Origin of the sequence: Bacillus sp. PSXD-155, assembly GCF_049310765.1 — a bacterium.
Classification (GTDB): Bacteria; Bacillota; Bacilli; order Bacillales; family Bacillaceae_G; genus Bacillus_A; species Bacillus_A cereus.
Genome location: NZ_JBMOWC010000003.1, coordinates 309,385 through 334,235, shown reverse-complemented (window position 1 = coordinate 334,235; position 24,851 = coordinate 309,385). Strand labels below are relative to the sequence as shown.

The following is a 24,851-nucleotide window of genomic DNA, read 5'->3' as shown; positions in this document are numbered from 1 at the left end:
ATTCGTACTACTTGGTTCTTTTTTAAGCTTGCTCCTCAAAACGTCTTGCAATTTCCACAATAACTTGAACGGCTTTTTCCATAGTATCTACCGAAACATACTCAAATTTACCGTGATAGTTTTCACCACCAGTGAAAATATTCGGCGTCGGTAATCCCATATATGATAATTGTGATCCATCTGTGCCTCCGCGAATCGGATGAATATTTGGTTCAATGTCTAAACTTTTCATTGCTTCATATACAATATCAACAATTTCTCTTACCGGTTCAATTTTTTCAAGCATGTTATAGTATTGATCATTCATTTCTAAAACGACTGCATCTTTCCCATACTTCTCTTGCATTTGTTTCACAATATTTTCAATGGTATTTTTACGTGTTTCAAAATTTTCACGATCAAAGTCTCGAACAATATAATACGCTTTACTTTGCTCAACATCACCATTTAAAGAGAGTAAATGATAGAACCCTTCGTATCCTTCAGTATACTCTGGTGCCTCTTCTACTGGTAAATGCCCGTTAAACTCCATAGCCAGTTTAGTTGCATTGCGCATTTTATTTTTCGCTGTTCCAGGATGTGTATTCGTTCCGTTAAACGTTAACTTAGCACCTGCAGCATTAAAACTTTCATACTCTAAACCACCTAATGGACCTCCATCCATCGTATAAGCGAATGATGCACCAAACGCTTCTACATCAAAATGCGCTGGCCCACGACCAATTTCTTCATCCGGTGTAAATGCTACTCTTATTTTCCCGTGCTTAATTTGCGGATTATGTATTAAATGGTTCATTGCAACCATAATTTCGGTAAGACCAGCTTTATCATCTGCTCCTAGCAGTGTTGTACCATCAGTTGTAATAATCGTATGTCCTTTATATGATGGTAATTCTGGGAACTGCTCTGGTGTTAACACAACATTTAGCTCTTCATTTAACGTAATTGCATTACCATCAAAATTTTCATGAATTTGTGGTTTGACGTTTTTCCCCGTAAAGTCTGTTGCCGTATCTAAATGAGCTAAAAATCCGATTACAGGAACATCCTTGTCCGTATTAGCTGGAAGTGTTGCCATTACATAGCCATTATCATCCATCGTTACTTCTGTTAAACCAATTTCTTTTAGCTCTTCCACTAATAACTTACCAAACTCAATTTGTCCTGGTGTTGTTGGTACTGTATGACTTTCTTCATTTGATTGCGTATCAATTTTTACATATCTCGTAAATCTTTCAATAAGTTCTTGTTTCAAGTTCATTCACTCCCTTTTATGTTTCTCCCTCCATTATAATCCTTAAAACGAAATATTTTAACTTTTTTGACTGTGAAGATGTATATTTCATTTACATAGTTAACACTTTTAAACGAATGATAAAAAGACATAATATTTGTACATTAAAACTGTAACAGGTAACATACATAATTATAAAATATGGGAGGTTGTAAAGATGAGGCTAACTCTCTTTCGCTATTTTCTTTTTTTCTTAGGATTAATTTTCTTTGGCCTTGGAAACGCTCTTGCAGTCAAAGTTAAATTTCTCGGCTTGCACCCTTGGGAAGTTTTAAATATGGCTCTCTACCAAAAGTTTGGATGGACCATCGGTACGTGGAGTGTCATATGTGGGTTATGTCTCGTTCTAATATCTTTACTAGTAGATCGAAAATATATAAATGTGGGGACATTTTTGAATGCACTACTTATCGGTCCCATTATGGACTTTTTCTTACAATCAAACATGCTTCCAGACGCTAGTAATTATTTATGGATAAACTTACTCATTTTATTTTCTGGTATTGCCATTACAGGTATCGGGGGAGGTATGTACGTTGCGGCTGGGATTGGCGCTGGACCCCGTGATGGATTCATGCTTACTATTTCAGACAAAACAGGACTTTCTATTAGCCGTGCTAGAATCATAGTAGAATGTATTGTACTAGTTATTGGATTTATGCTAGGAGGTCCTGTTTTCATCGTAACTTTTCTGTACACCTTTATTCAAAGTCCAATCTTTCAGCAATCATTTAAGATGTTTCAAACACTTTTACATACTTTACATGGCAAAAAGAAAATTAGCGAACATATTTAAAGTACAGCTTAATACAAATAAATCCACCCTATTTACGACTCTCATCGCAAATAGGGTGTTTCTGTTTTTATCTCGCAATTTAAGAATATATACTACTCATTTACAATAAAAGTATATACATCATCATAAATACAGCCATTTACTTTAATCACATACTTCCCAGGTTTATTAAAACTAATTGTGTATTTATTTAACTGAATTGCTTCTTTATCTCCAGAAAGAATATCAATGCTTCTGCCACTTAATACATACAATTCATTTAGATTCATCGTTACATCAATTGTATTGAAATTTTCTACTTTCACTTGCTGTGCTTCCGCAACGCTTACACTTGGTTCTAAAAACAGTAGTCCACTTAATCCAATCGTCCCCGCTAAAGCAACTCCCGCAAACTTTTTAATCTGTTTCATTACAATGACCTCCTTATAGATTTTGCGTAAAGGTAATGTCCTCCCTTACACCACAAAGCCTATATGTAATGAAATGAAAAGTAAACGGGGACTGTAAGACAAAATTCTACATCTTTTTCTCCTATTGAATATAAATCCAACGTTTGGAGTTTTGACACATTTAAAATTGTTTCCCTAAACCAATTTCCCAATAATTTATTCAAATACTGAATAATTACTTATTGATTTAACATTCTAAAAATAGTTGATAAAGATGCTTTCTATTCAAAAAAAGACTTTGCTATAAAAGTAACTTTTACAACAAAATCCATGCAACTAATTTTATTCCGCTTTCCATAATCTCTTTACATTCATTAATTGTTCTTCTTTAAACTCCATCTTATATATATCCGGTTTTGACGTATTCATTAAAAATTCAAAACCATATTGTTTATCAAAATAGTTCATCATTAATGTCATAACAAGCCCATGTGTACCAATTACAATTTTGCATCCTCGAAAATCCATTAAGATTTCTTTTAATACTTTCACTACTCTTCTCTGGCAATCTGCATATGACTCTCCTTCCGTTCGTGCAAAGTCCGGATTAGAGAACATCTTCTGTACAAGTGGATACACCTCCTTGTCTGATATAACCTGATCCTCACTTGAAAACATACACTCTTTAAGATTTTCATATACTACTATTTCTTTTTCATGGAAATTAGCTGACTCCTCTATCGTTAGCATAGCCCGATTATAAGGACTGGAAATAAAAGTATCAATCCTCTCCGCTTTTAATATGTCAGTTACTCCACGGGCATCCATATGTCCCCTCTCAGTTAATCCACGCATTCTTTCATTTCCTTCTAGTTTTGGTGATTCACCATGTCTAACCATATAAATATATGTGCTCATAATTTCTCCTTAAAATTTTTTATAAAGTGAAACTTTAATCAACCCTCACTAATCGGGCTGCCCGGCAAATAGCGAGATAAGTTAATAAATCACGTTCATTTATCCCATTTCAACACTTAGGGGTAATACTAAAATACTTTATAAACTGTGCTGATTTGTTCGTCTAATCCATTCTCCTACTAAACTCTCAAATAATTCAGGCTGCTCAATTTGTAAATTATGCCCTGCCATATCTAACACTGCTAATGTTGCCCTTGGATATTCTTCAATAATTTCTATAATATTTTGATAACCTACTGATATATCTTGTCTTCCAGTCAGTAAAAGAACGGGATTTTCATATTTTTCATGCTGAAAATCCATAGTAAGAGAGTAATTCTTTTGCAACCTTTCAATAAATTCATAATTAGCAACATCTAACCCAGGCTTAATTTCTTCTTTAAATCGCGTATATGTATATTCATTTGCTATTACAGCTAACTCACAAAACTCCTCTCTTTCTGTGGAAGTGAGCGTATTTAAAAATTCCTCATCTTGTACAATTATCTGTTTATCTGGAAGAATCCTTTTTTCTGGCTCCGCTACAACAACAGGACATACTAATAGTAATCCGCTAACTCTCTCAAACATCTTTGCAAGTATACCTTTGGCTAAATAGCCTCCATATGATTCTCCTACCAATAAAAATTTTTCAGTACAAATGATTTCCTCAATAAATGTGATAAGCACATCTACTATACGATCTGAACTATTTATCCAATTTGGAGCATTCGATTTTCCCATTCCAGGTAAATCAATATATATTCGCTTATAACCTTCATATTTCTGAAATACTGATTCCATACATTTCATCATTAACCTATGGTCAGGAGCGCAGCCATGTATGATAATGACCGGTTTACCCTCCCCCACAATTTCATAGTATATTTCTGCATCTTTAATTCGATATATCATAAAAAAACCTCCCTATTTAGTGGCAATACTATTCCACTCTGTAAGAATACACGTTCTTATTTTATATCTTTTCCTAACATTTCTACAAATATTAATTTTCAGACTAAAAATAAAAATCCCCATCATTTTATATGCAATTTTGCATCTCCACTTACAAATCACTAAAAAAACTTTACAATTCAAAGGATGACTAAATATACAATTTCTATTTAAAGTCTTGATACCGTCTATACTATCCACCGCAATATTTTTTCAACTTTGAGAATACTTATACTCTTTAACACTTTCCTTATAAACATGATTTTTATAAGGAAATCTGATACAATTCTTAAATAATATTATTATGTATAGATATAACGAACATAGTGCATAATTAAAGAAGGTGATTTCATTGAAATTAAATAAAAATTTACAATTATGTATATTAATCGGAACATTAATATGCTATTCAATCTATTTTATGTTTTTCTATCTGTTCCCTACTCATTTTTCAAATTCAGATGTACGCTTCGCTTCACTTGTCGTTGAAGCCATTACATTTGTATCACTGATTTACTCTATATATTCTAAAAAAGTCAGTTCAAATCCGTTTTGGATATGTATTACAATAGCAATTGGTAGTTTTTTATTAGGGAAAATAGTATATACATATCAAGATAGCTTCTTCGAAATTCCAATACATCGTTTTACTATTTCTGATGTATTTTACATGGTTTTTCTACTTTTCTGTCTTATCGCTTTCTCCTATAAAATCTTAAAGGAATGCAATAAATGGGAAAAAGCGTTCTTTATTTGTGATATATGCATAGTGCTTACTTCCATATTTACATTAGAATGGTATTTATTTAATCAACCAAATTTAAATATATTCGCTCTTTCACTAGGAGATGTTTTCCTTTCATTTTTATATCCAATTGCAGATTTATTATTTCTACTGCTAGGTGTTAGTCTCTTTTTCCGTCCAACAATTTTTAATTCCAAACGGAAAATTTATATATTTATTTTTGTATTAATAAGTTCTGCAACTTTTAACTATATTTATTTTTACTTAAATAACCACTTATCAACAGAAACAATAACATTATTACGTCTTTTATATAGAATACCTATATTACTTATTGCAATAGCTGGCTCTATTTCAGAAGATCATAATAGCCATAAAAATTATTTCATTGTAAACCCTATAATAGGAAAAAAAGCTTTAGTTGTATTTCCCTATCTTGCTGTTGCAATACTAATCGGGTTTACATTAAAAGAACAAACATCATCTTCAACTCTCATTACAGGGAATTGTATTACTTTTATTTTCGTACTCATTCGTCATTCTATCGTACGTATGCAAAACAATTCCTTAACAAAACGTTTACAGGCATTTAATGCCCAACTAGAAGAAAAAGTTACTGTACGGACGTCTGATTTAGTTCATAAATCAGAGGCTCTTTCTCAAAAACAACAAAAGTTTAAATCATTATATGAATATCATCCTGACCCTATTTTCACCATTGATTTAAATGGAACATTCTTAAATGTAAATAAGGCTGGGAGTGTACTACTTGGGGCACCAACGGATGAGTTACTAGGCGAAACTTGTTTTTCGATCATTTTAGATGAAGATAAGCATAAGCTAGCATTGGCATTAGAAAAAGTGAAACAACAAGAATCGGCATTCTTACAACTTAGTTCTCAATATAAAGATGGCTTTACTTATTTTTTATACGTTACAATCATTCCTATTATAATAGACGGACAAATTTCAGGAAGCTATATTATGGTGAAAGATATTACTGCACTAAAAAAACAGCAAGAAGAAATAAAATATTTAGCATTCCATGACACTGTAACGAAAATTGGGAACCGTGCCTTTTTCCATAAGAAATTAAAGAGAGTTATAAAAAATGCTAAAATAACAGAAAGCGAGTTTGCATTATTATATTTAGATTTAGATCGCTTTAAAGCAATTAACGATACACTTGGACATTCGTCAGGAGATTACATATTAGAAGAAGTAGCAAAGCGATTCCAATCATGTCTTCCATCACATACTCATCTTTCAAGAATCGGTGGCGATGAATTTACAATCATAATTGAAAACTATACTGACGAAGATTACTTATTCCAATTATGTAACCAATTATTTGAATGCATGAAAAAATCATTTATCATACATGAGCATAAATTAACTTTATCACTGAGTATCGGTATCGCTATTTATCCACATTCCGGAATCGATACCGCTACACTTTTGAAAAACGCTAATGTTGCAATGTATGATGCAAAAGCAAAAGAGCTTAATTCTGTCTCTATTTATGACGATGTAATCGCTAAAAAAATTGAAAGACGATTACGATTAGAAAAAGATTTACCAAACGCACTACAAAATGAAGAATTGTTCCTTTTGTATCAACCTCAAGTTGATAGTGAATCTAATAAAATTATCGGTGCAGAAGCTTTAATTAGGTGGAATCATCCTGAATTAGGTATTATTTCTCCATACGAGTTTATTCCGATTGCAGAAGAAACACTACAAATTATTTCAATAGGAAAATGGACATTAGAGCAGGCTTGTAAGCAAATGAAACGTTGGCACGCACTCGGATATTCACATTTAAAAATAGGTGTAAATTTATCTGCTAAAGAATTTGAACAAGAGGATTTTGTAAAATCTATTTCTTCTACTTTAACAAATACAGGTTTACCAGCAAGCTCTCTTGATCTTGAATTAACAGAGCGAATTGCAATGATGGATGAGCGAGAAACATTGATAAAACTGCGTACACTAAAAAGTTTAGGGATTCACATTTCAATCGACGACTTTGGTACAGGTTATTCTTCGCTAGCCTACTTACCTTTATATCCAATTGATACGTTAAAAATCCCGAGAGAATTTATTACAATGTCTGAAACATGTGATGATGGAATGGAAATTATTAAAACGATCATCACATTAGCAAATACATTAGGAATGTCTGTCATTGCTGAAGGTGTAGAAACAAAAGAGCACGTAAATTTCCTTCAAAAAAATAAATGTCAGTTTATTCAAGGTTATTATTACAGTAAACCTATTCATATTCATGCATTTACTGAGCTATTAGAAAACGGCATTCACCCATAGTACATAACTAATTAGAATAAATAATAATGAATTTGAACAAATATAGTAAAAAGGAAAGAAGATACCTTCTTTCCTTTTTACTATTTATATTTCTATTAATTCACCACTCCATTTATTATATCTATTAATTGATGAATCCCCTCATCATTTGTTTTCTTATACCCATTCATGTTTTGAATATATTTCTCCTTATTTATATACAACTTATTTACTGCATGTATAAATGTATTCGTACTTACTCTGTCTTGGAGTATAACTTCCGCATATCCTTGCCGTGAAAAATATTCAGCATTTAAAACTTGATCTCCCCTACTGGAACTGTTAGTTAACGGGATAAGCAACATCGGTTTCTTCAAAAATAACAATTCAGAAATAGCAGTAGAACCCGCTCTAGAAACTACAACACTTGCCATATTTAGTATATGCGGCAACTCGTCGCCTATATATTCAAATTGCATATACCCCTCCATGCCAATAGATGGGTCTACCTTTCCTTTACCACATATATGAATAATATTAAAATTTAATAGTATTGTATCTAAACATTCCCTTACCATATCATTTATCCACTTAGCACCTTGACTCCCACCCATAATTAATAATACTGGTTTATCTTGCTGAAATTCACAATATCTTCTTCCTCGTAATACGTTACCCTTCTCAATTTCTTCCCTTACAATTGGTCCTACATAAACCTTCTTCTCATTACTTACATTTTCTCCTGTCTGAGGAAATGTTGTGCATAGCTTTGTAGCAAAAGGTAATGCTATTTTATTGGCAAGTCCTAATGTGCTATCTGGTTCACGTATAATTATAGGCACACGATTTAACCATGCTCCTATAGCTACAGGAACTGAAACAAATCCTCCTGCTGAAAAGATAACGTCAGGCTTTGTTTTCTTAATTAATTTATAACTTTGTAAACAACCTCGTATAATTTTAAAAGGATCTTTAAAATTTTCCCAATCCCAATATCTCCTAAGCTTGCCCGTTGAAACACTATTGTATTTAACATTTTGCACTAATGATTTTTCAATTCCATTTTTTGATCCAATATACTCGACTCTCCAGCCTTTCTCTATAAATTTAGGAATTAATACAATATTAATCATAACGTGTCCGGCTGTACCGCCCCCAGTAAAAAGAATCGTTTTGCTCATAACTTATACCCACCTTTATTATTAAAAATCTAGCTATCTCTTTACCTTTTAAATGTAAATAAACTTATTATTTTTTATATAAATCTTTAACTCCACCTCTATATCTTGTAAAAGATCTTTAATGAGTTCATAAAAATCATTTCCATACTCACTACACTCGTATTGAGCAAAGATTTGAATCACATATCTAGTTTCCGTCTCTAATGCTGACTTTATTTGATTAACCCTTTTTTCTTCTACATACGCTTGATATTTATGTATTGCCTCATAAAGACGCAATACATGCGCTTCTTCATCTCTCCAATCCAACGTATCAACAATTGAAAGAAATAGCGTATTTTGATTATCTATTATTTCATAATCATTCATATATTTCTTACACCCTTTTTTGTTTTTCATTGCATGCAGATGTCACTACACTTCGCATACTCAAGTACATCTTTTAATGATTGATGAAATTCAATTTCTGGGATCCAACCTAACCTTTTTATCTCCTCTATTGCTAAACTCTCATTTGAGTCGCTCCCATTTTTCTCTGTTTCCTCTATAAAAAAATTTAGCTGTGTTAATTCTTTATATTGTTCTAGTACATTTAATAAAGATCGTTTTACTCCTGATCCGATATTATATTGTTTTCCATTTATTCCATCTCGTAATAACACATGATACGCTTTAATCGCATCACGTACATCTAGAAAATCTCTACTATCTTTCAAACTGTTTACTTCAATAATGGCTTTACTTCTACCTGATTCTATATCTATCATTTTCTTTGCGAGAATCGAACAAATGCCATTCGATTCCCCTGGACCAATTAAGTTTGAGGGCTTTGCAATGATAATATTTGAATCCATTAATCCTCCCCAAGCCTCTGCAATAATGACTTGCATCGTTTTACTTAAACTATATGGATTTGAAATTTTTATTTCGTTCATACTATCTGCTTGCAAAGCAGATCCTATAACTAATGTTCTACAATGCGAGGCTTCTTGCTTAATTGCTTCTAATAAATATAACGTTCCTATTACATTAATCTCTATATACTCAAGAGCAGCTGTCCAAGATTCTATAACCGAATTCCTTCCTGCTAAATGCAATACGTAGTCTGGCTTTATTTGTTTCATTACCTTCATTACTTCGCTCTTATTAGTTAAATTACAAGTAATACCATTTCTAATTTTTTCTCTATGTGCACGATTTTGAAACATAGGAATTACATGAAAGCCCTGCTCTAAAAAATATTGGCAAGCATGGCGTCCTGTGAAACCATTTGCACCAGTTATTAAAAGGCTCGCATTTTTTTTCATCGCAAAAACCCTCCTTTTAATAGCATTTGTTTCACCTCATGTTTTGCAAGCAAGTCTTGTTGAGAACTAAAACTCTTCACATCCACTAGCGGATAGCTAGAATAATATTCTTGAAGTCCTTCGATAGGAATCGTCGGTAGTACCACAAAATAATTTTGATCAAAGCTTATACTTGTTTTACTCTCTACCTCAGATAGAAGCATTTCACTTAATTTTTCACCCGGTCTTATCCCTACCTCTTTCACCTTAATGTTTTCTTTTTTTGAATCTTCAATTAATATTTCTGCTAAATCTGTTATTTTACATGCCGGCATTTTCATAACAAAGATTTCCCCGCCTCTACCTTGATATACTGCTTTAAATAACAATCCAACAGCATCTTCAACTGTTAAGAAAAATCTAGTCATATTCGCATCGGTAATCCCTACTTGTGAAGATCTTTTAATTTGTTGTTTAAAAAGCGGTACTACACTTCCACTCGTTCCTAAAACATTTCCACCACGAACACAAATGAATTTTGTTTTCTTCGTTTGTATATTCGCATGAACCATTAATTTTTCACCAATTGCTTTTGTCATCCCATACGTATTTGATGGATCAGCTGCTTTATCCGTTGAAACATATATAACTTTTTCAACTTGCGTCTTTGTAGAGGCTTCAATTACATTTTGCGTACCATGTATGTTAGTTTTTATAGCTTCATAAGGATAATACTCACATACTGGAACGTGTTTTAAAGCTGCAAGATGGAATACATAATGTACACCTTGGCATGCATAGACTAGTTGATCTTTATCACGAATATCTCCAATAATAAATTTTAGCCTATCATCATTTATAAACTGTTGCTGCATTTCAAACTGGACCGTTTCATTTCTTGAAAAAACTCTAATTTCTTTCGGTGATTTTTCTAATAGTTGTTTTATAAGTTCATGCCCCCACGAACCTGTACCACCAGTAATTAAAATTATTTTATTTAACATTCCTTTTCCTCCTACGAAACATCTCAATTTAAATAATATTTATTGAATTATTTTCAATTGATTCAAATCATAATCGTCGTTTGTTACATTTAATTGACAAAATAAAAAAACAGAAACTATTAAACTTAGTTTCTGTTTTTCATTTCACCTCACAACAGTAAGATTTTTTATACTGTTTGCATGATAAATAAATTCCTTGTAAAAAACACCGCTCATTTATTTCTTATACTCGTAATAAAATAAATAGAATGATTCATAGCCAATAATCATGTTTAAATTTATGAAAAAGGGAGGTAACGGAATGGACCGAAACAATTCATATCATACATATAACGGACCTTCCAAAGCACTGCCTCTCTCCCTATTCGATGTAAAAAATGAATTGAAACAAAAAAGCAAACTTATTCCTTCTGATACCATGTATAAATTAACGAAAGAAGAGCAACTCATCATCAACAAAATAAAAATACAAACAGAACAGCTAAATAAAAATAATGTTACAAGAACACGCGCATACTACCAATTTTACATTCAATATCCAGAAATACATTGGGCACTGCTTGGGCATATGGTATCACGTAACGGCGGTTGGAATATGACTGATTTAAAGGGCGATTTATATACGAGAATTTTATCAGAGAAAGATCAATTCATATTTTTTTCTTTTTTAGAAAGAGGGAATTGGCTTATTTTCCAAGATGTATACCCTCAATTTTTACTTTACGAACAAAGTGTAAAGAGATCACAAAAGTTATTTCACCTTCTCCCTCACCTAAATGTTTCTACATTTATGGAAACGATGTGGAACGATTTTTGGAAAACAGGCAACAAAAAAACATTAGCGATTGCAACTATTGTTAATGAACAAAACTACTTAGAAAAAAGAGTGATTCAAAATGTACAATTTAAAAAGACTGTACTAAATAGTATTGGATTTAAACTCTTTGATTTCTTTCAGTTTAATCATATCCTTTTCCCATTCTACGAAAATGATAAAAAACAAAAAGTATTACTATTTGGTGATACAATGAAACATTTCACTTCCTTACATGAACGAATATTAATTGGAAAAAGATTGTATTCATTATTATTTCGAGATACACATGTTTTATCTCAAATAATAAGCTGGGCCCAACATCATCCGCATACAGGCTCAAGGAAAGATTACTGGCCCCATTTATTTTCAAGTGTAAATGAATCTTTTTCCCGTGAGTTTTATAAGCGCCGAATAAAGAAATGCCAGTTGCGAAGTGGCGCTTATCGTATATACAGTCCTTCACTCATCTATGCATGGCGAGATATGAAGCATGAAGAAGTTGACAGTGAAGATTGGTTTACCGATTGGCAAGTTGTAAATTACTTAGTTGATAAGGAGGAAAATATAAATGGACAAATTACAGAAGACTACTGCAAAACACTCGAAAAAATTGAACTCGCAATTCTCGCAAAGAAAAATGTCCTCCTCCGAGAAGAAGAATGAGTTTCTAGCATTAGTAGTTACAATCTTTCTCTCTTCTATTATTGGAACTTGTTTAGATGCTTTTTTTGTTCATAAACAAATATATTCCTTTCCAGCTAGACCCTTCTCATCCACATTTTTAGTTAATATAGCTTTTACATTGTTCGTACTGCCGATTTTAACAGTTATCTTTATACACATTTCAAAAAAATTATCTAAAGTTTCTAGAATTCTATTTATTATTTCGATCGGTATTTGCGCTAGCCTTTTTGAACAGATTGCTGAAAGTTTAGGTTTATTTGTACATAGTGCGAATTGGAACCATACATATTCTTTATTTGGTTATATGATTTTTTATTCTTTTATTTGGAACGTATATAATTGGATAAAAAAATAAAGAGACCATTATAGGTCCCTTCTTAAGCATACTCTTCCATTATTGCTAATGGTGCCAGTGTTTGAAGGCTTTTAGAGCGTAAACGATAGGCAACGACTTTCTTCTTATATTGCTTAATGACATCAACATGTTCCTCATAGCTATATAGAGAAAACCTAATCTCTTTATTCCCTTTCTTCGTATCAATGACTATTGGTGTCCCTTCTCCGTGCGGCGGGAAATAATGTTTATCTAAAAACAAAGCCTCATTAAATTCATGAATAACTTGTAGTTTCATTTCTCCCTCTATATTTTTTCCATCTATCGATATAGAAGTATTTTCCGCCTCAAGCTTTTGATGCAATTCAAATTTACTAATAATTGATTCTACAACAGAAGTGGGCATGCTAGAAACTAATACTTTAATAGCTCCAAAAACAAATAATGTAACTATAAACCATGTTGTCATTGTTATCATCTCCATTACATTTAAAAAATAAATTTCGTTCCATACGGTATTAGTATACTAATGAGTATTCCAGTTACAATCATCGTTACCGAACCGATTGTCGCCTCTTTCTCGCCTTCCTTCACGAGACGGCTCACACCGATAATATGTGATGCACAGCCCATTCCAACTCCTTTTCCAATCGTACTTGTTATACTGAAAAACTTAAGTACTGTTGGTCCGATAATAGCGCCTGTTATTCCTGCAACAACTACAAAACTAGAAGTCATAGATGGAATACCACCAATTTGATCCGCTAATGATAGGGCAATAGGCATCGTTGCTAACTGTGGTAAAGTAGTTAATATAAGTTCCTTATCTATATTTAAAATTCCGCCAATCACTACATTCATACTCGTTACAGCCACTATACCTATCACTACTCCAATAAGTATCGATAAAAAATTTTTCATAAGTATCTTTCGCTCTTTAAATAGAGGTATGGCTAATGCTACAATTGCAGGGCTCAATAAGCTTGAAAGAATGTCTCCTCCATTTTCCCTATACTCATGATGAGAAATACCAAAAATGAAAAATAAACAAATCATAATTGCCGTAACTGTTAACACCGGTAACGTAAATGCAAACGTAAATTTTTTATATAGCTTTGTCGCCAAGAAATAAATTGCTACAGTAATAATAATTAAGACCATTTGAATCGTGCACCTTGTCGATTTTATTTTTTTGTTGTTATTAATAATTGACTTATATACCCTGAAACAATCAAAGTTACTACAGTACTTGCAACTACTAAAAGGAATATAATACTCCCCTTACTTAAAAGAAAAGACCCGTATTCCATCAGCCCTGTTGTCGAAGGGATTAAAAATAACGGTAAAAATACGATTAACTTTTCCGCACCTAACTCAAACCATTTTAACGGTAAAATGCGAGTGGAAAGGAGCAGGAACAGCATTAACATCCCTATTAAACTTCCCGGTATTGATAGATGGAATATTTCCTGAATCCACGTACCCACTAAGCTAAATATATATAGCACGCCTACTTGAAGTAAAAGCATCACGTACTTCATTTCTTTCCCTCATTTCACTATCACACATCCATATTATGAAATTTCATTTAGCGTGTCGGCAAACCGTTTAATTCCAAGTTGAATTTGTTCTATATTCGCTCTACCAAACGTAAATCGTATATATTCATTTTTCGAACCTAAAACACTGCCCGGAACAAATGCGACACCATTCCGTATAGATTCACCTAATAAGTGATATTCATCAAACTTTCCTTTCACTTTACACCATACATGTATTCCACCCTCTGGCACGAAACATTCAACTCGGTCTCCCAATGTTCCTTCAAGCTCTGCAATTAATTCATCTCTTCTTTGCTTCAATTGTCCACGAAGTATCGTAATATGTGTATGAAAATCCTTTGATTCTAAAAATTGATTTGCTACCCACTGCGTAAATACACTATGGCCAAAATCAACTTGTTGCTTTGCATCTGCTAAACGCTCAATTACACGTGTAGGACCAATTATCCATCCAATACGTAATCCTGATGCAACAATTTTTGATAATGAACTTATATAAAGAACATTTCCATTTTGGTCCATTGATTTTAATGTCGGGTTCACTTCTCCATTAAAAGAAATTAAACTATACGGATCATCTTCTACAATTGGTATACCGAACTCAGAAGACAGTTCTAAAATTTTTTTACGTCTCGCTAATGAAAGCACAGTACCTGTTGGATTTTGATAATCTGGATTCAAAAATACCATACGAATGCGATGCTTTTTGTGCAAATCGATTAAGTCATCTGGATTCATTCCATGCTCATCAACAGGTAAATGAAATATGTTTAAACCGGCCGATTTAAACATTGGAAGCGAAAAACAATATGACGGATCTTCAATCGCAATCGCATCGCCAGGTTTTAATAAACATTGAACGATAAGATTAAGCGCCTGTTGTGCTCCAGACGTAATAAGAATAGAGCTTGAATCTGCTTCAATTTGTTTATATTGCTGAACATGTGCTGCAATTGTTTTTCTCAACATCTCATTTCCAAGTGGATGGTCATAGCCGAGATTTTCCATAAATGTTTTCTCCGCCAAAATTGTTCGAAATCTATCACTCGGAATTAATTCTGGTGACAGTTCACCACTCGCTAAATTAATTAAATCATCTTTTTGTGTTTCCGTTCGAATTTGTTGAACGAGTGGTACGTTAGGTAAGAACGATCCATCCTCCACGTACCTACCCCAGTTCGGTATTCGTTTATGTGAGACACCCCATATGTCTGTATTAACCCGTGTTCCGCTTCCCTTTTGCCGTTCTACTACTCCAAGTGATTTTAATTCTTCATACGCAGCTACTATTGTACTCCGGTTCACCTGTAATTCCTTTGCCAATATACGCTCAGAAGGTAACTTACTATCAGAAGGAAATTCACCTGAAGAAATGCCTCTTTCAATATAATCAGCAATTTGTTTATATACAGGTGTCTTATCTGCACGATTTGGTTTCCATTCCATCTAGTTTCCTCCTTTCAAAACGAACTATCCTCATTTTTCACTAACAGTATTCACCGTAAAAATAGTATTAATTAGTCACATTTTCTTATCCGTAAATGGATATATCCAAAATGGTTCTCTTTCTGATTACTCAATAGCTTCTGAAATTCCAACTTCATACTCTCATTTCAGTTCTTTTACAAACTATTAAATCATTACCGCGTACCATGTTACCCCGGCCAGTAGAACAAAAAGAAGAAGAATATAGATTGCAGATAAGTTTTTCACATTTCTTTTTGTAGACTTACCGTAATTCTCCTCCACGTTTCTTGCAACTAGTACAGTCCCAAATAGCGATACAATTACAATAATAACGACTAGTGGAATTGCAAAACTCATTGTCTTTTCACCTCTCTAAGACCCATCTATTTTAATTAAAGAACTTACATAAAAACCTTCCTCTTTAAAACGTTGATAACATACTACCTTTCTTCTCTTATCATAATAGATGTTTGCAAAAAGCGGACCAACCACTTTCGTGTTTTTTTGCTCATCCACTTAAAAAATAAAAAGCAACTGATCACTTAGGACCAGTTGCTTTTTTCATACGATAATTTTTCATTTAAAATTAATTCGATTTAAAAGTTTCGCCTTTTCATAATGAAACATCGACTGAGATAACTCAAAAATTGTTCCATTTACAAGATACACTGTATTTTCAATAAGAAGCGCCGGATCACCTTCATTTAATTCTAAAAGCTGTGCATTTTCTTTATTTACTTTTTCACAACTAATAACTTTATCAGCAAAACCAATATTTAATCGTAAATCTTCAATGAAATAACTGTATACAGAGCTTAATGCTATTTCTTCGTTCAAATATGGAATAATATCCTTTTTGAAATAACTTACTTCAATAGAGAATGGTTTAGCATCTACAATTCTTAAGCGCTTCAAAAAATACAACCTAGTTCCAGCTTCGCATTGCATCCGCTTTGCTATCTCTTCGTCCGCATCTATTACTTCCAGCTCTAACACTTTCGTTTCAATATTTTGTGAAACAAGATTTTTCGTTAATCCACGTAAACTTCCTAAATTAATGTAATCTGTTACAGAAGTTTCGCGTAAAAACATGCCACTACCTTGCACTTGAAAAATATAACCTCTATTCACAAGCTGACTAATTACTTTACGTATCGTATTACGGCTTACTTCAAATCGATTCATCAACGCTTCTTCTGTAGGTAGTTTTTTCGTTTCATTAAAAAGCCCATCTCGAATGTTTTGCTCTAACACATCTGCAATTTGTTTATACTTTGCACTCATACACTTTCTCCTAAAATACTCTTTTATCTGTTATAACTCTTCCCCTCTCGTTTCGATCACACGTTTATACCAATGAAACGAAAGTTTCTTCTTACGTTTTAAGTTATCATTATGATCGACAAAAATAAAGCCATATTGCTTTTTATATCCATTTAACCAACTTAAAAGATCAATCACTGACCATGCATAATAACCTTTTAAGTTAATTCCCTCTTCAATTGCACGCTTCATTACTTTTAAATGCGCTTCAATAAATTTAATTCTCGGAACATCTACAATTTCTCCGTCAATGATTGGATCTTCATCACCAAGTCCATTTTCCGTTACATACATCTTTATGTCACCGTAACGCGCTTTCAACATATGCAATCCCTCTAAGAAACCTTCGGGAGATATTTCCCATCCCCATTTTGTATATGTTTTATCATCCATTTTAACTGTTCGATAAAAACCATCAAAAGAAGGGTTACCTGGAGCAAGCGTTGAGTTTTCTCGAGAATGTTCCTCACTCTTTATATCCATATCGTATCTTTCTACTCGTATTGGTTGATAATAATTCAAGCCAATAAAATCATTTTCTTCTGCATTTTGTTTAATGATTTCTAATTCTTCAACCGTCCAATTAGGAGTCCATCCTTTTTCCTTTAATTGTTGTACAACATAAGACGGATACTCGCCTTTTAAAATTGGATCATAATACCAATACGTTTCATATTCATTCGCATGATTTGCTGCTCGTATATTTTCTTTTTGATCATCCACACTATAAGCAGGTAAGAAAACATGTGTAATCCCAATCTCACCATATTGTTTCAGCTGCTTGTACACCGCAACTGTTTTCGCATGTGCATAAAATACATAATGAGTCGCTTGAAAATACTTTGGAACATCATTTTGGATTCCTGGTGGATGTGCACCTTTTAAATAACCTAATCCACAAAACATTACTGTCTCATTAAAAGTAATCCAATGCTTAACTCTGTCACCAAATGCCTTAAAACAAGTTTCTGCATATTTTACGAAAGCCTCTGCTGTTCTTTTATTCGTCCATCCACCATCTTTTTCTAACGGTAATGGTAAATCCCAATGATATAAAGTGACAAACGGCACAATCCCGTATTTTAAACATTCATCAATTAAGTTGTTATAAAATTCAATCCCTTTTTCATTTACCTTTCCATCTCCAGTCGGCAATATTCTCGCCCAAGAAATAGAAAAACGATACGATTCTAATCCCATCTCAGCCATTAAGCGAACATCTTCCTTATATCGATGATAATGATCAACAGCTACATCACCATTTGTTCCATTGTATGTTTTGCCAGGAATTTTTGAAAACTCGTCCCAATTCGTAACACCTTTTCCATCTTCATTCCATGCACCTTCTACTTGATAAGAAGCTGAAGCAGCTCCGAATAAAAAATCATGTGGAAACTTCATAGTATATACCTCCATTTCATTACAACAAATCAAATTCATTCACATATATAAAATTTATAGGTACAAATTTTATATGTATGATTATATCTTATGTTTTTATTTTTTTCTATTATAAAAGTACAATTTCTATTGTTGGTTATTGGAAAAGAAAAAGAAGCGATATATTTTATCGCTTCTTACTCTCATCATCTTTATTCTTTTATTAATGACTTATTCGCTCTTATAACTTCTTGATACAATAATGGTGACCACTTTTCATTTATGTAGTCTTGAATTACCCAGCCTACTCTTGTAGGATTCTTTTGTTTTATATCGTTTGCAATTTCAGGATTTATATAAGAAGCGTAGTAATATGGACTATTCCATGCTGTACCACCAGAAGACAAGCTTGTAAAATTAATATATAGATGATTTAAATCCTCGCTATTGTTCATCGTTTCATCCATCGTATCTTTAATAGATTTTACTTTCTCATCATAATTCACTTTATATTTATCTTGTACTGTTACATTTACATTTTGGTTTACAGTTGTGGTAAACGTCTCATTATCTGGCCAATAAAAATTATTATATCCTCCAGATTCATTACTACCACTATATCTTTTTAGTAGTACAATTTTCCCACGAGCATCTCCAAGTTTTATATTTCCTTCTGTTTTTAAAAAGATAGGATCAACAAAATAATTTTTTTCAAACGTACTACTAAATGAACCTTCTGCCCCTTTCATATCCTCATACTCTTTTTTTAAAGACATAATAATTGTTTCACTCGGGTTATCTTTTAAAAATTGTTTCGCTTCATTTATGAATTCATGCAGTGTTACGTAAAGATATAATGGCCCATGATGAAGAACTATCGTATTATCATCTGTTAAACGTCCTCTTATATCAAAAATGCGAGATCCATGGTCCATTTGATAGCGAAAATCATATTCTTGCGTCATTCCCCACACTTGCTTAATCGGATTTTGCAACTTGAACGTCCCACTATCGTGTGTTCCTGGAATTGAAATTCGTGCTAACGGGATATTATCAGGTATAGGTTGCATCCATTTTGACCAATTTTCAAGCTCATTAACAGAGCTAGCTGCAACTACTCTCTTATCATGTAAAGCAAATACAAATGTGATAAATATTGTACTACATATGAATAATTTCAAAATTAACTTCTTATTGCTCATTATTATCCCTCACTTTTTCTGTTTTTACATCAAACTTATTGAATATAATATAAGCTAGTTCATAAAAAATAAATAACATTTCATCAATATGAAATATTGCATAGAAGTAAAGTTAAAAAATCATTCACATATACTAAATTAGAAAAATTTAAAGGAACTTCATCTGAAGTTCCTTTTGCTTATTTTATGTTCAATACATATGAACCATCTTTATTCTCATATTTATAGACGTATAAATAATATTTCCCTGGCTTTGCATTATAAGTTCCTTTAACTACATTTCCTTCATTTTCACCATATGCTACATAGTTATTTAAATCTGATTCATGATGAAGTACCCATGTCATTCCGATATTTTGTTCATTTAGTAGAGAAATATTAATATTTTCCGGCGAGTCAATTTGGAAAGTAAATACATCTACTCTATCACTAGTATGTAGCGTTCCTTTCACCGGTGTATGAAAGTTAACTTTATTTGCCTGTCTAGGCTCATTGTTTGGTTCATTTTCTGTTACTTGTAACTCATTTCCACCGTTTGATTTTCTTTGTTCATAACCTAAGTTTACTAGTATAGACTTCAAATCTGGTAAAACACCAATTTTATCTGCATATGGATCTTTAGATTTTGTTCCTGTGCTCTGGTTGCTTAATATTGCTCTTAGTTCACTTGGTCTATATGGTTGTCCTAAATGTTCTTTAGCAATGCTTTGTACTAAAGTCGCTGCCCCAGCAATAATTGGCGAAGCACTAGATGTTCCGCTAAAGCTTGAAGTATAAAGATTTACAGCACTTCTACTTTGCTCGGCTGTAGTTGTATCTACATTTTCTCCCCATCCGTACACATCAATACGGCTTCCATAATTCGAAAACCACATACGTTCATGAGGGAAAGATGAAGAGCCAGCTCCTACCATAATTGCACCCGAATCTTTAAAATCTTTACTATTACGATTTAAGACTTGCTTACCCTTTCTATCTTTGAACTGATCTAAATCATTCCACCCATTTGCTCCAGCCTCTATAATTACAATTCCCTTATCTGTACCAGCACGAATTGCATCAAAAATATCTGGTTGTACTTCAACAGGTAAATATTTATCACCATATCCATCAAAGGATGCTTGCGCCTCTAATAATAAAACATCCCCAGCTTCTAACTGATTTACAGCGCTTAATATTGCATCAGCCGTATTATACTGTCCGTTATCTCTTATTTGAGAGATAACCTTTGCTTTCGCTTTTGGCGCAATCCCAATATTCCCGACTTCATTGTCCTCAGAGGATACAATTCCTAGTACAGACGTCCCATGACCGACATGCTGATTTATATTTCTTCCAGACATTAATTCAATATTTTGATGTAATAAATCCTCATGATTTAATAGCCATCCGTATTCCATATCAACAAAAGTAATACCATTTCCATTACCGCCTTGAATTCCCCAGGCGAAAGGCGCATTAATACCGTATGGGGCTGCTTCAAGATAACCTTGTTTTTTAAATCTAGGATTGTTATTAGGATTAAGAGCTACACTTGATGATTGCACTTCAGGTGGCATTATTTTCTCTTGTTTCTTCATATACGCATCTTCTATTAAAGAAGATGCCTTTAACTTATCTACTATTTCTTCTTCATACCCACTATTTTGATTTTGAAGAATATAGTAGTTTAATAGACTTGTAGATACATGATTAGGTGCTTTCACTTCAAGGTTTTGTATTTGTTCCGGGCTTACAGATGTGAATAAACGAGTAAATGTTACATCTGGATATTCTGTCAAAAGATCTTTTATTACTTTATCATTCGTTTGAGATTGTATTTGTTTTTCAATACCATCTTCATATGGCAAATCCAAATTCGCTTTAAATTTTACAATGATTTGCTTATCTGTTTCTTGTTCTATCCCTAATTTACTCTGCTGTTCTATAGAATCAGCATATACACTATTGATAGTGCCTCCTGTTCCTAAAAGTGTTGTAATGATTACAGTTGACGCACACATTTTTTGAAATATTTTCATTACATCAATCCTCCTATTAATAATTATTAATCATTATATTAATCTATAATGATTAATTCTATAACGTATTCCCTTTCTACTAAATAGATTATAGTAATCAGAAATATGAACTTCAATGTATTTTCATATGCAATATTTCATATTCTGACTCTACACTAAACGAATATGAAACTTATAGTGATTATTTATTTTATATGTGCTAATATACTTACATTAATATATTACGCATATACACATTTCAAACTACATTACTTAATCGTTTCACCTTAATTTTTTCTTAGGAGGATTTACAATGAAATTACTAAAAATAAAACATATAATTCCTTTATCTGCGGCCGCAATTACATTCGTATGTAGTCAAAGTACAGCTGAAGCTTCTACCATTCATACAGTAAAAAAGAACGATACACTTTGGGGCATTAGTAAACAATACGGAGTTTCAATACAATCCATTAAACAGGCTAATAATAAAGGTAAAGGAAACGATAAAACCTTTATTGGCGAACAGTTACATATTCCAGGGTCCGTGAAATCAAATGAAATCACTGTTCCTCAAAACGCCAAGCCTGCGAACATTTCTGAACAAATTATTTATCAAGTACAACCGGGAGATTCATTAGAAACGATAGCAAAGCGTTACAATGTCACTGTCCAATCTATAAAACAAATTAACAATACAGTCGGAAACAAGCTTTATACAGGACAACATTTAAAAATCAACTCAAGTATTTCACAAAAAGAAAAAGACTTAATGGCACGCTTAGTTACCGCTGAAGCAGGTGGCGAATCCTATAAAGGAAAAGTAGCAGTAGCCAAAGTTATACTAAATCGTGTAAATGCAAAAGGTTTTCCAAATACAATAACAGGCGTTATTTATGAACCTATTAAATACGGATATGCATTTACTCCTGTTACAGATGGAAGAATTAATCAACCTGCAAGTGCAGAAGCAAAAATGGCTGTAGAAGAGGCTATCTCCACAAATGGAGTAGATTCAGACTGGATTTATTTCTACAATCCAAAAACATCAACGGACAAGTGGATTACGACACGTCAAACAGTAGCAGTAATTGGTAATCATGTGTTTGCTAAATAAGATTTAAAATCATTAACAGACCTCTTCACTTAAAAGGTCTGTTTTTTTCTATGTAAGATGTTATTAATCATATGACATAGTTATTTTTTAAACTGTTTCTTCTTTCAAATAAAAATTTTTGTATTTACTCCACCACTCGTAGAAATTAATAAAGCATCAAGTTCAAAAACTCCCACTTTATTAATAAAAGCTATTTCTTAACTTCATAAAATTGTTATACACTAGAAAAATAAAAAACAAACTATTCGTTAGCAGGTGGAAGAATATGTATGATGTTACGATTATCGGCGCTGGAGTAAGTAGCATTTTTATGGCTTATTCACTAGCTAAAAGTAACAAAAAAGTTTTAATTCTTGATAAAGGTAAAGCGCTAGAAGATCGCCATTGTCCTTTAGACGAAGGAAAAGTGTGTAATTGTACTACATGTGATAAATATTTCGGGTTTGGTGGTTTAGGCAAATCTGAAGGGAAATTTAATTATACAAACGGATTTGGCGGAGAACTTGAGAAAAAAGTCGGTAAAGAGGGTTTTATACAACTCATGGCTGAAGTAGATGAAATTCTATGTCAGTTTGGTGGAAGTTCGGTTTCAAAATATTCTACTGAAAATTCAAGTCTCACTAAGAGAGCTGAAGCGTGTGGTTTACAAATGCTAACAACAGAAGTAAGACATCTTGGTACTACACTTTCCAGTAACATTTTTCAGCAGCTCTATGAATTTTTACTGACGAAAATAAAGATCCAATTTCATATAGATGTACAACATATTCTGAAACAGGAAGACCATTTTACAATAGATACAAATCAAGGAACAGTTCAAACTAAGCAACTAGTATTTGCAACTGGGCGCTCTGGGGCCGATTGGTTAAAAGAAATGTGCAGTTCCCTAAATATTTCTCAGGAGCAAACACGTGTAGATTTAGGGATTAGAGTAGAAATGAAAGAACATCAATTACGTTCTATATTAAAAGATACTTTTGAAACAAAACTTTCTTATCAAGGTGAGCATTTCACAGCAACTACTTACTGTATGAATCCAAAAGGACGCATCATTCGAAAGTACGAAGAAGGTTTAGTTATGCCTGACGGTCAAAATTTTCGAGAGCAAGGAACTGGCACTTCTAATTTAAATTTCACTTTATTTATTCCTCGCTATTTTCCAACTCTCAAAGAAGCAAATGTATACGCAAGTTCAATTATTAAAGGCATTAACCAAGGACGAGATCGGATTGTTATACAGCGCTTAGAGGACTTACTAAAGAAACAACCTACGGCGGAAAACAGCATGGAACATAGCCGTATACAGCCTACACTACAGGGGGATTATGGAGATTTGAATCAAGAAATTCCTCAATTATATATTGAAGGGCTCAAAGAATTTTTATTACGTTTAGAACAATTTATACAAGAACCTATTGATCAACATACTTTACTATATGGAATTGATGGAAAGTTCTATGCTCCTACGATAAAAATTAATAATCATTTTGAGACTAGTATACATGGGCTATTTTTAATTGGAGATTGTTCAGGCGTTACGCACTCATTATCTCAAGCAGCTGCAAGTGGTCTGTATGTTGGAAAGTACTTATCTGACATTTAATTTCTATCATTAAGATTCTAGTCAAATATTCCTAATTTCAAAACACTTTACTTATATAGTAAAAATATATTAATAAGCCCTCCTATCCTTCCCGGCTAATGATTAACCGACAAAAAATCGGAATTTTACAAGATACATATGTAATATAACTACATATTTAAAACTGTTGGTATTCAATTCTAATAAATTGAATGTCAACAGTTTTAAAAGTCTCTATCCATTTTCACTTTCATTTGTTCGATATTTTGTAACATCATCATAGTGTTTAATATGGTAGGATGTCTATAAGTCAATTTCACTACAACTATGACTTGTTCTGCCCGTTTCTCAAAAAGAGTTATATTTATGCTACTACGCTTTAAAAATCCCCATTGTATGTATATGAATACTTCAAATTATTCCCTTTAAAAAACAGAGTCTAAATGGTTCATTACACTCTAATAGTTATA

At 32.7% G+C, this 24,851-nt stretch carries 23 protein-coding genes; 6 read left to right on the top strand and 17 right to left on the bottom strand.

Annotated features, from left to right (window positions below):
• Positions 1-22: 22 nt before the first annotated feature.
• A complete protein-coding gene (gene pepT, locus ACO6VI_RS04465) occupies positions 23-1,255 on the bottom strand; it encodes a peptidase T (protein ID WP_063548417.1) in 1,233 nt (410 codons plus the stop codon).
• Positions 1,256-1,451: 196 nt separating this feature from the next.
• Between pepT and ACO6VI_RS04460 the strand changes: the two genes are divergently transcribed.
• Positions 1,452-2,090 carry a YczE/YyaS/YitT family protein gene (locus ACO6VI_RS04460; RefSeq protein ID WP_001241256.1) on the top strand — a complete coding sequence of 213 codons (639 nt, stop codon included), beginning with the start codon at positions 1,452-1,454 and terminating at the stop codon, positions 2,088-2,090.
• Between the two features lie 92 nt (positions 2,091-2,182).
• On the opposite strand, the gene ACO6VI_RS04455 is transcribed toward ACO6VI_RS04460, so the two are convergent.
• From ACO6VI_RS04455 to ACO6VI_RS04445, 3 genes are all read right to left on the bottom strand, one after another.
• Positions 2,183-2,500, bottom strand: coding sequence for a hypothetical protein (locus ACO6VI_RS04455; RefSeq protein WP_000809495.1), 318 nt, complete (start codon positions 2,498-2,500; stop codon positions 2,183-2,185).
• Positions 2,501-2,821: 321 nt separating this feature from the next.
• Positions 2,822-3,397 (bottom strand): histidine phosphatase family protein, encoded by a 576-nt coding sequence (locus ACO6VI_RS04450; RefSeq protein WP_053563780.1) that lies wholly within the window; start codon positions 3,395-3,397, stop codon positions 2,822-2,824.
• A gap of 138 nt (positions 3,398-3,535) precedes the next feature.
• Positions 3,536-4,351, bottom strand: coding sequence for an alpha/beta fold hydrolase (locus ACO6VI_RS04445; RefSeq protein ID WP_063548419.1), 816 nt, complete (start codon positions 4,349-4,351; stop codon positions 3,536-3,538).
• A 391-nt stretch (positions 4,352-4,742) separates the two neighbouring features.
• On the opposite strand from ACO6VI_RS04445, the gene ACO6VI_RS04440 reads away from it, so the two are divergent.
• Complete coding sequence (locus tag ACO6VI_RS04440; protein WP_063548421.1) at positions 4,743-7,463, top strand: sensor domain-containing protein; 2,721 nt, start codon at positions 4,743-4,745, stop codon at positions 7,461-7,463.
• 95 nt (positions 7,464-7,558) lie between these two features.
• On the opposite strand, the gene ACO6VI_RS04435 is transcribed toward ACO6VI_RS04440, so the two are convergent.
• The 4 genes from ACO6VI_RS04435 to ACO6VI_RS04420 are packed head-to-tail and all read right to left on the bottom strand — an operon-like array spanning position 7,559 to position 10,913.
• Entirely contained in the window at positions 7,559-8,623 is a 1,065-nt protein-coding gene (locus ACO6VI_RS04435) for an undecaprenyldiphospho-muramoylpentapeptide beta-N-acetylglucosaminyltransferase (RefSeq protein ID WP_000047555.1), read from the bottom strand.
• 48 nt (positions 8,624-8,671) lie between these two features.
• Positions 8,672-9,022 (bottom strand): DUF6572 domain-containing protein, encoded by a 351-nt coding sequence (locus ACO6VI_RS04430; protein WP_002094117.1) that lies wholly within the window; start codon positions 9,020-9,022, stop codon positions 8,672-8,674.
• Positions 9,019-9,930, bottom strand: coding sequence for an NAD-dependent epimerase/dehydratase family protein (locus ACO6VI_RS04425; RefSeq protein WP_000739091.1), 912 nt, complete (start codon positions 9,928-9,930; stop codon positions 9,019-9,021). The genes ACO6VI_RS04430 and ACO6VI_RS04425 overlap by 4 nt, the downstream gene beginning before the upstream one ends.
• On the bottom strand, positions 9,927-10,913 hold the full coding sequence (locus ACO6VI_RS04420; RefSeq protein ID WP_000932607.1) for a UDP-N-acetylglucosamine 4,6-dehydratase family protein: 987 nt from the start codon (positions 10,911-10,913) through the stop codon (positions 9,927-9,929). Before ACO6VI_RS04420 ends, ACO6VI_RS04425 begins: the two co-directional genes overlap by 4 nt.
• Positions 10,914-11,214: 301 nt before the next feature.
• On the opposite strand from ACO6VI_RS04420, the gene ACO6VI_RS04415 reads away from it, so the two are divergent.
• Both ACO6VI_RS04415 and ACO6VI_RS04410 read left to right on the top strand, forming a co-directional pair.
• A complete protein-coding gene (locus ACO6VI_RS04415) occupies positions 11,215-12,393 on the top strand; it encodes a DUF2515 domain-containing protein (protein WP_000375774.1) in 1,179 nt (392 codons plus the stop codon).
• The gene (locus ACO6VI_RS04410) at positions 12,368-12,769 is read left to right on the top strand and encodes a CBO0543 family protein (RefSeq protein WP_015406501.1); all 402 of its coding nucleotides are present in this window, start codon (positions 12,368-12,370) and stop codon (positions 12,767-12,769) included. The genes ACO6VI_RS04415 and ACO6VI_RS04410 overlap by 26 nt, the downstream gene beginning before the upstream one ends.
• A 22-nt stretch (positions 12,770-12,791) precedes the next feature.
• Here ACO6VI_RS04410 and ACO6VI_RS04405 read toward each other — a convergent pair whose 3' ends face one another.
• From ACO6VI_RS04405 to ACO6VI_RS04365, 9 genes are all read right to left on the bottom strand, one after another.
• Positions 12,792-13,217: a YfmQ family protein gene (locus ACO6VI_RS04405; RefSeq protein ID WP_000214633.1), complete on the bottom strand. Its 426-nt coding sequence runs from the start codon at positions 13,215-13,217 to the stop codon at positions 12,792-12,794.
• Between the two features lie 20 nt (positions 13,218-13,237).
• Positions 13,238-13,909 carry an LrgB family protein gene (locus ACO6VI_RS04400; RefSeq protein WP_000242939.1) on the bottom strand — a complete coding sequence of 224 codons (672 nt, stop codon included), beginning with the start codon at positions 13,907-13,909 and terminating at the stop codon, positions 13,238-13,240.
• A 23-nt stretch (positions 13,910-13,932) separates the two neighbouring features.
• The gene (locus ACO6VI_RS04395) at positions 13,933-14,289 is read right to left on the bottom strand and encodes a CidA/LrgA family holin-like protein (RefSeq protein ID WP_000878380.1); all 357 of its coding nucleotides are present in this window, start codon (positions 14,287-14,289) and stop codon (positions 13,933-13,935) included.
• Between the two features lie 33 nt (positions 14,290-14,322).
• A complete protein-coding gene (locus ACO6VI_RS04390; protein WP_000454956.1) occupies positions 14,323-15,756 on the bottom strand; it encodes a PLP-dependent aminotransferase family protein in 1,434 nt (477 codons plus the stop codon).
• Between the two features lie 186 nt (positions 15,757-15,942).
• Entirely contained in the window at positions 15,943-16,134 is a 192-nt protein-coding gene (locus ACO6VI_RS04385) for a hypothetical protein (RefSeq protein ID WP_063548423.1), read from the bottom strand.
• A 219-nt stretch (positions 16,135-16,353) separates the two neighbouring features.
• A complete protein-coding gene (locus tag ACO6VI_RS04380) occupies positions 16,354-17,061 on the bottom strand; it encodes a GntR family transcriptional regulator (RefSeq protein WP_001274912.1) in 708 nt (235 codons plus the stop codon).
• 30 nt (positions 17,062-17,091) lie between these two features.
• Positions 17,092-18,501, bottom strand: a complete 1,410-nt coding sequence (locus ACO6VI_RS04375; protein WP_000671631.1) for a glycoside hydrolase family 1 protein — start codon at positions 18,499-18,501, stop codon at positions 17,092-17,094.
• Between the two features lie 191 nt (positions 18,502-18,692).
• Complete coding sequence (gene plcA / locus ACO6VI_RS04370) at positions 18,693-19,682, bottom strand: phosphatidylinositol diacylglycerol-lyase (protein WP_063548425.1); 990 nt, start codon at positions 19,680-19,682, stop codon at positions 18,693-18,695.
• Positions 19,683-19,861: 179 nt separating this feature from the next.
• On the bottom strand, positions 19,862-21,703 hold the full coding sequence (locus ACO6VI_RS04365; protein ID WP_000689202.1) for a S8 family peptidase: 1,842 nt from the start codon (positions 21,701-21,703) through the stop codon (positions 19,862-19,864).
• 292 nt (positions 21,704-21,995) lie between these two features.
• Between ACO6VI_RS04365 and ACO6VI_RS04360 the strand changes: the two genes are divergently transcribed.
• Both ACO6VI_RS04360 and ACO6VI_RS04355 read left to right on the top strand, forming a co-directional pair.
• Positions 21,996-22,799, top strand: a complete 804-nt coding sequence (locus ACO6VI_RS04360; protein WP_063548427.1) for a cell wall hydrolase — start codon at positions 21,996-21,998, stop codon at positions 22,797-22,799.
• A gap of 265 nt (positions 22,800-23,064) precedes the next feature.
• Complete coding sequence (locus ACO6VI_RS04355; protein ID WP_023522822.1) at positions 23,065-24,402, top strand: NAD(P)/FAD-dependent oxidoreductase; 1,338 nt, start codon at positions 23,065-23,067, stop codon at positions 24,400-24,402.
• The last annotated feature ends 449 nt before the right edge of the window (positions 24,403-24,851 follow it).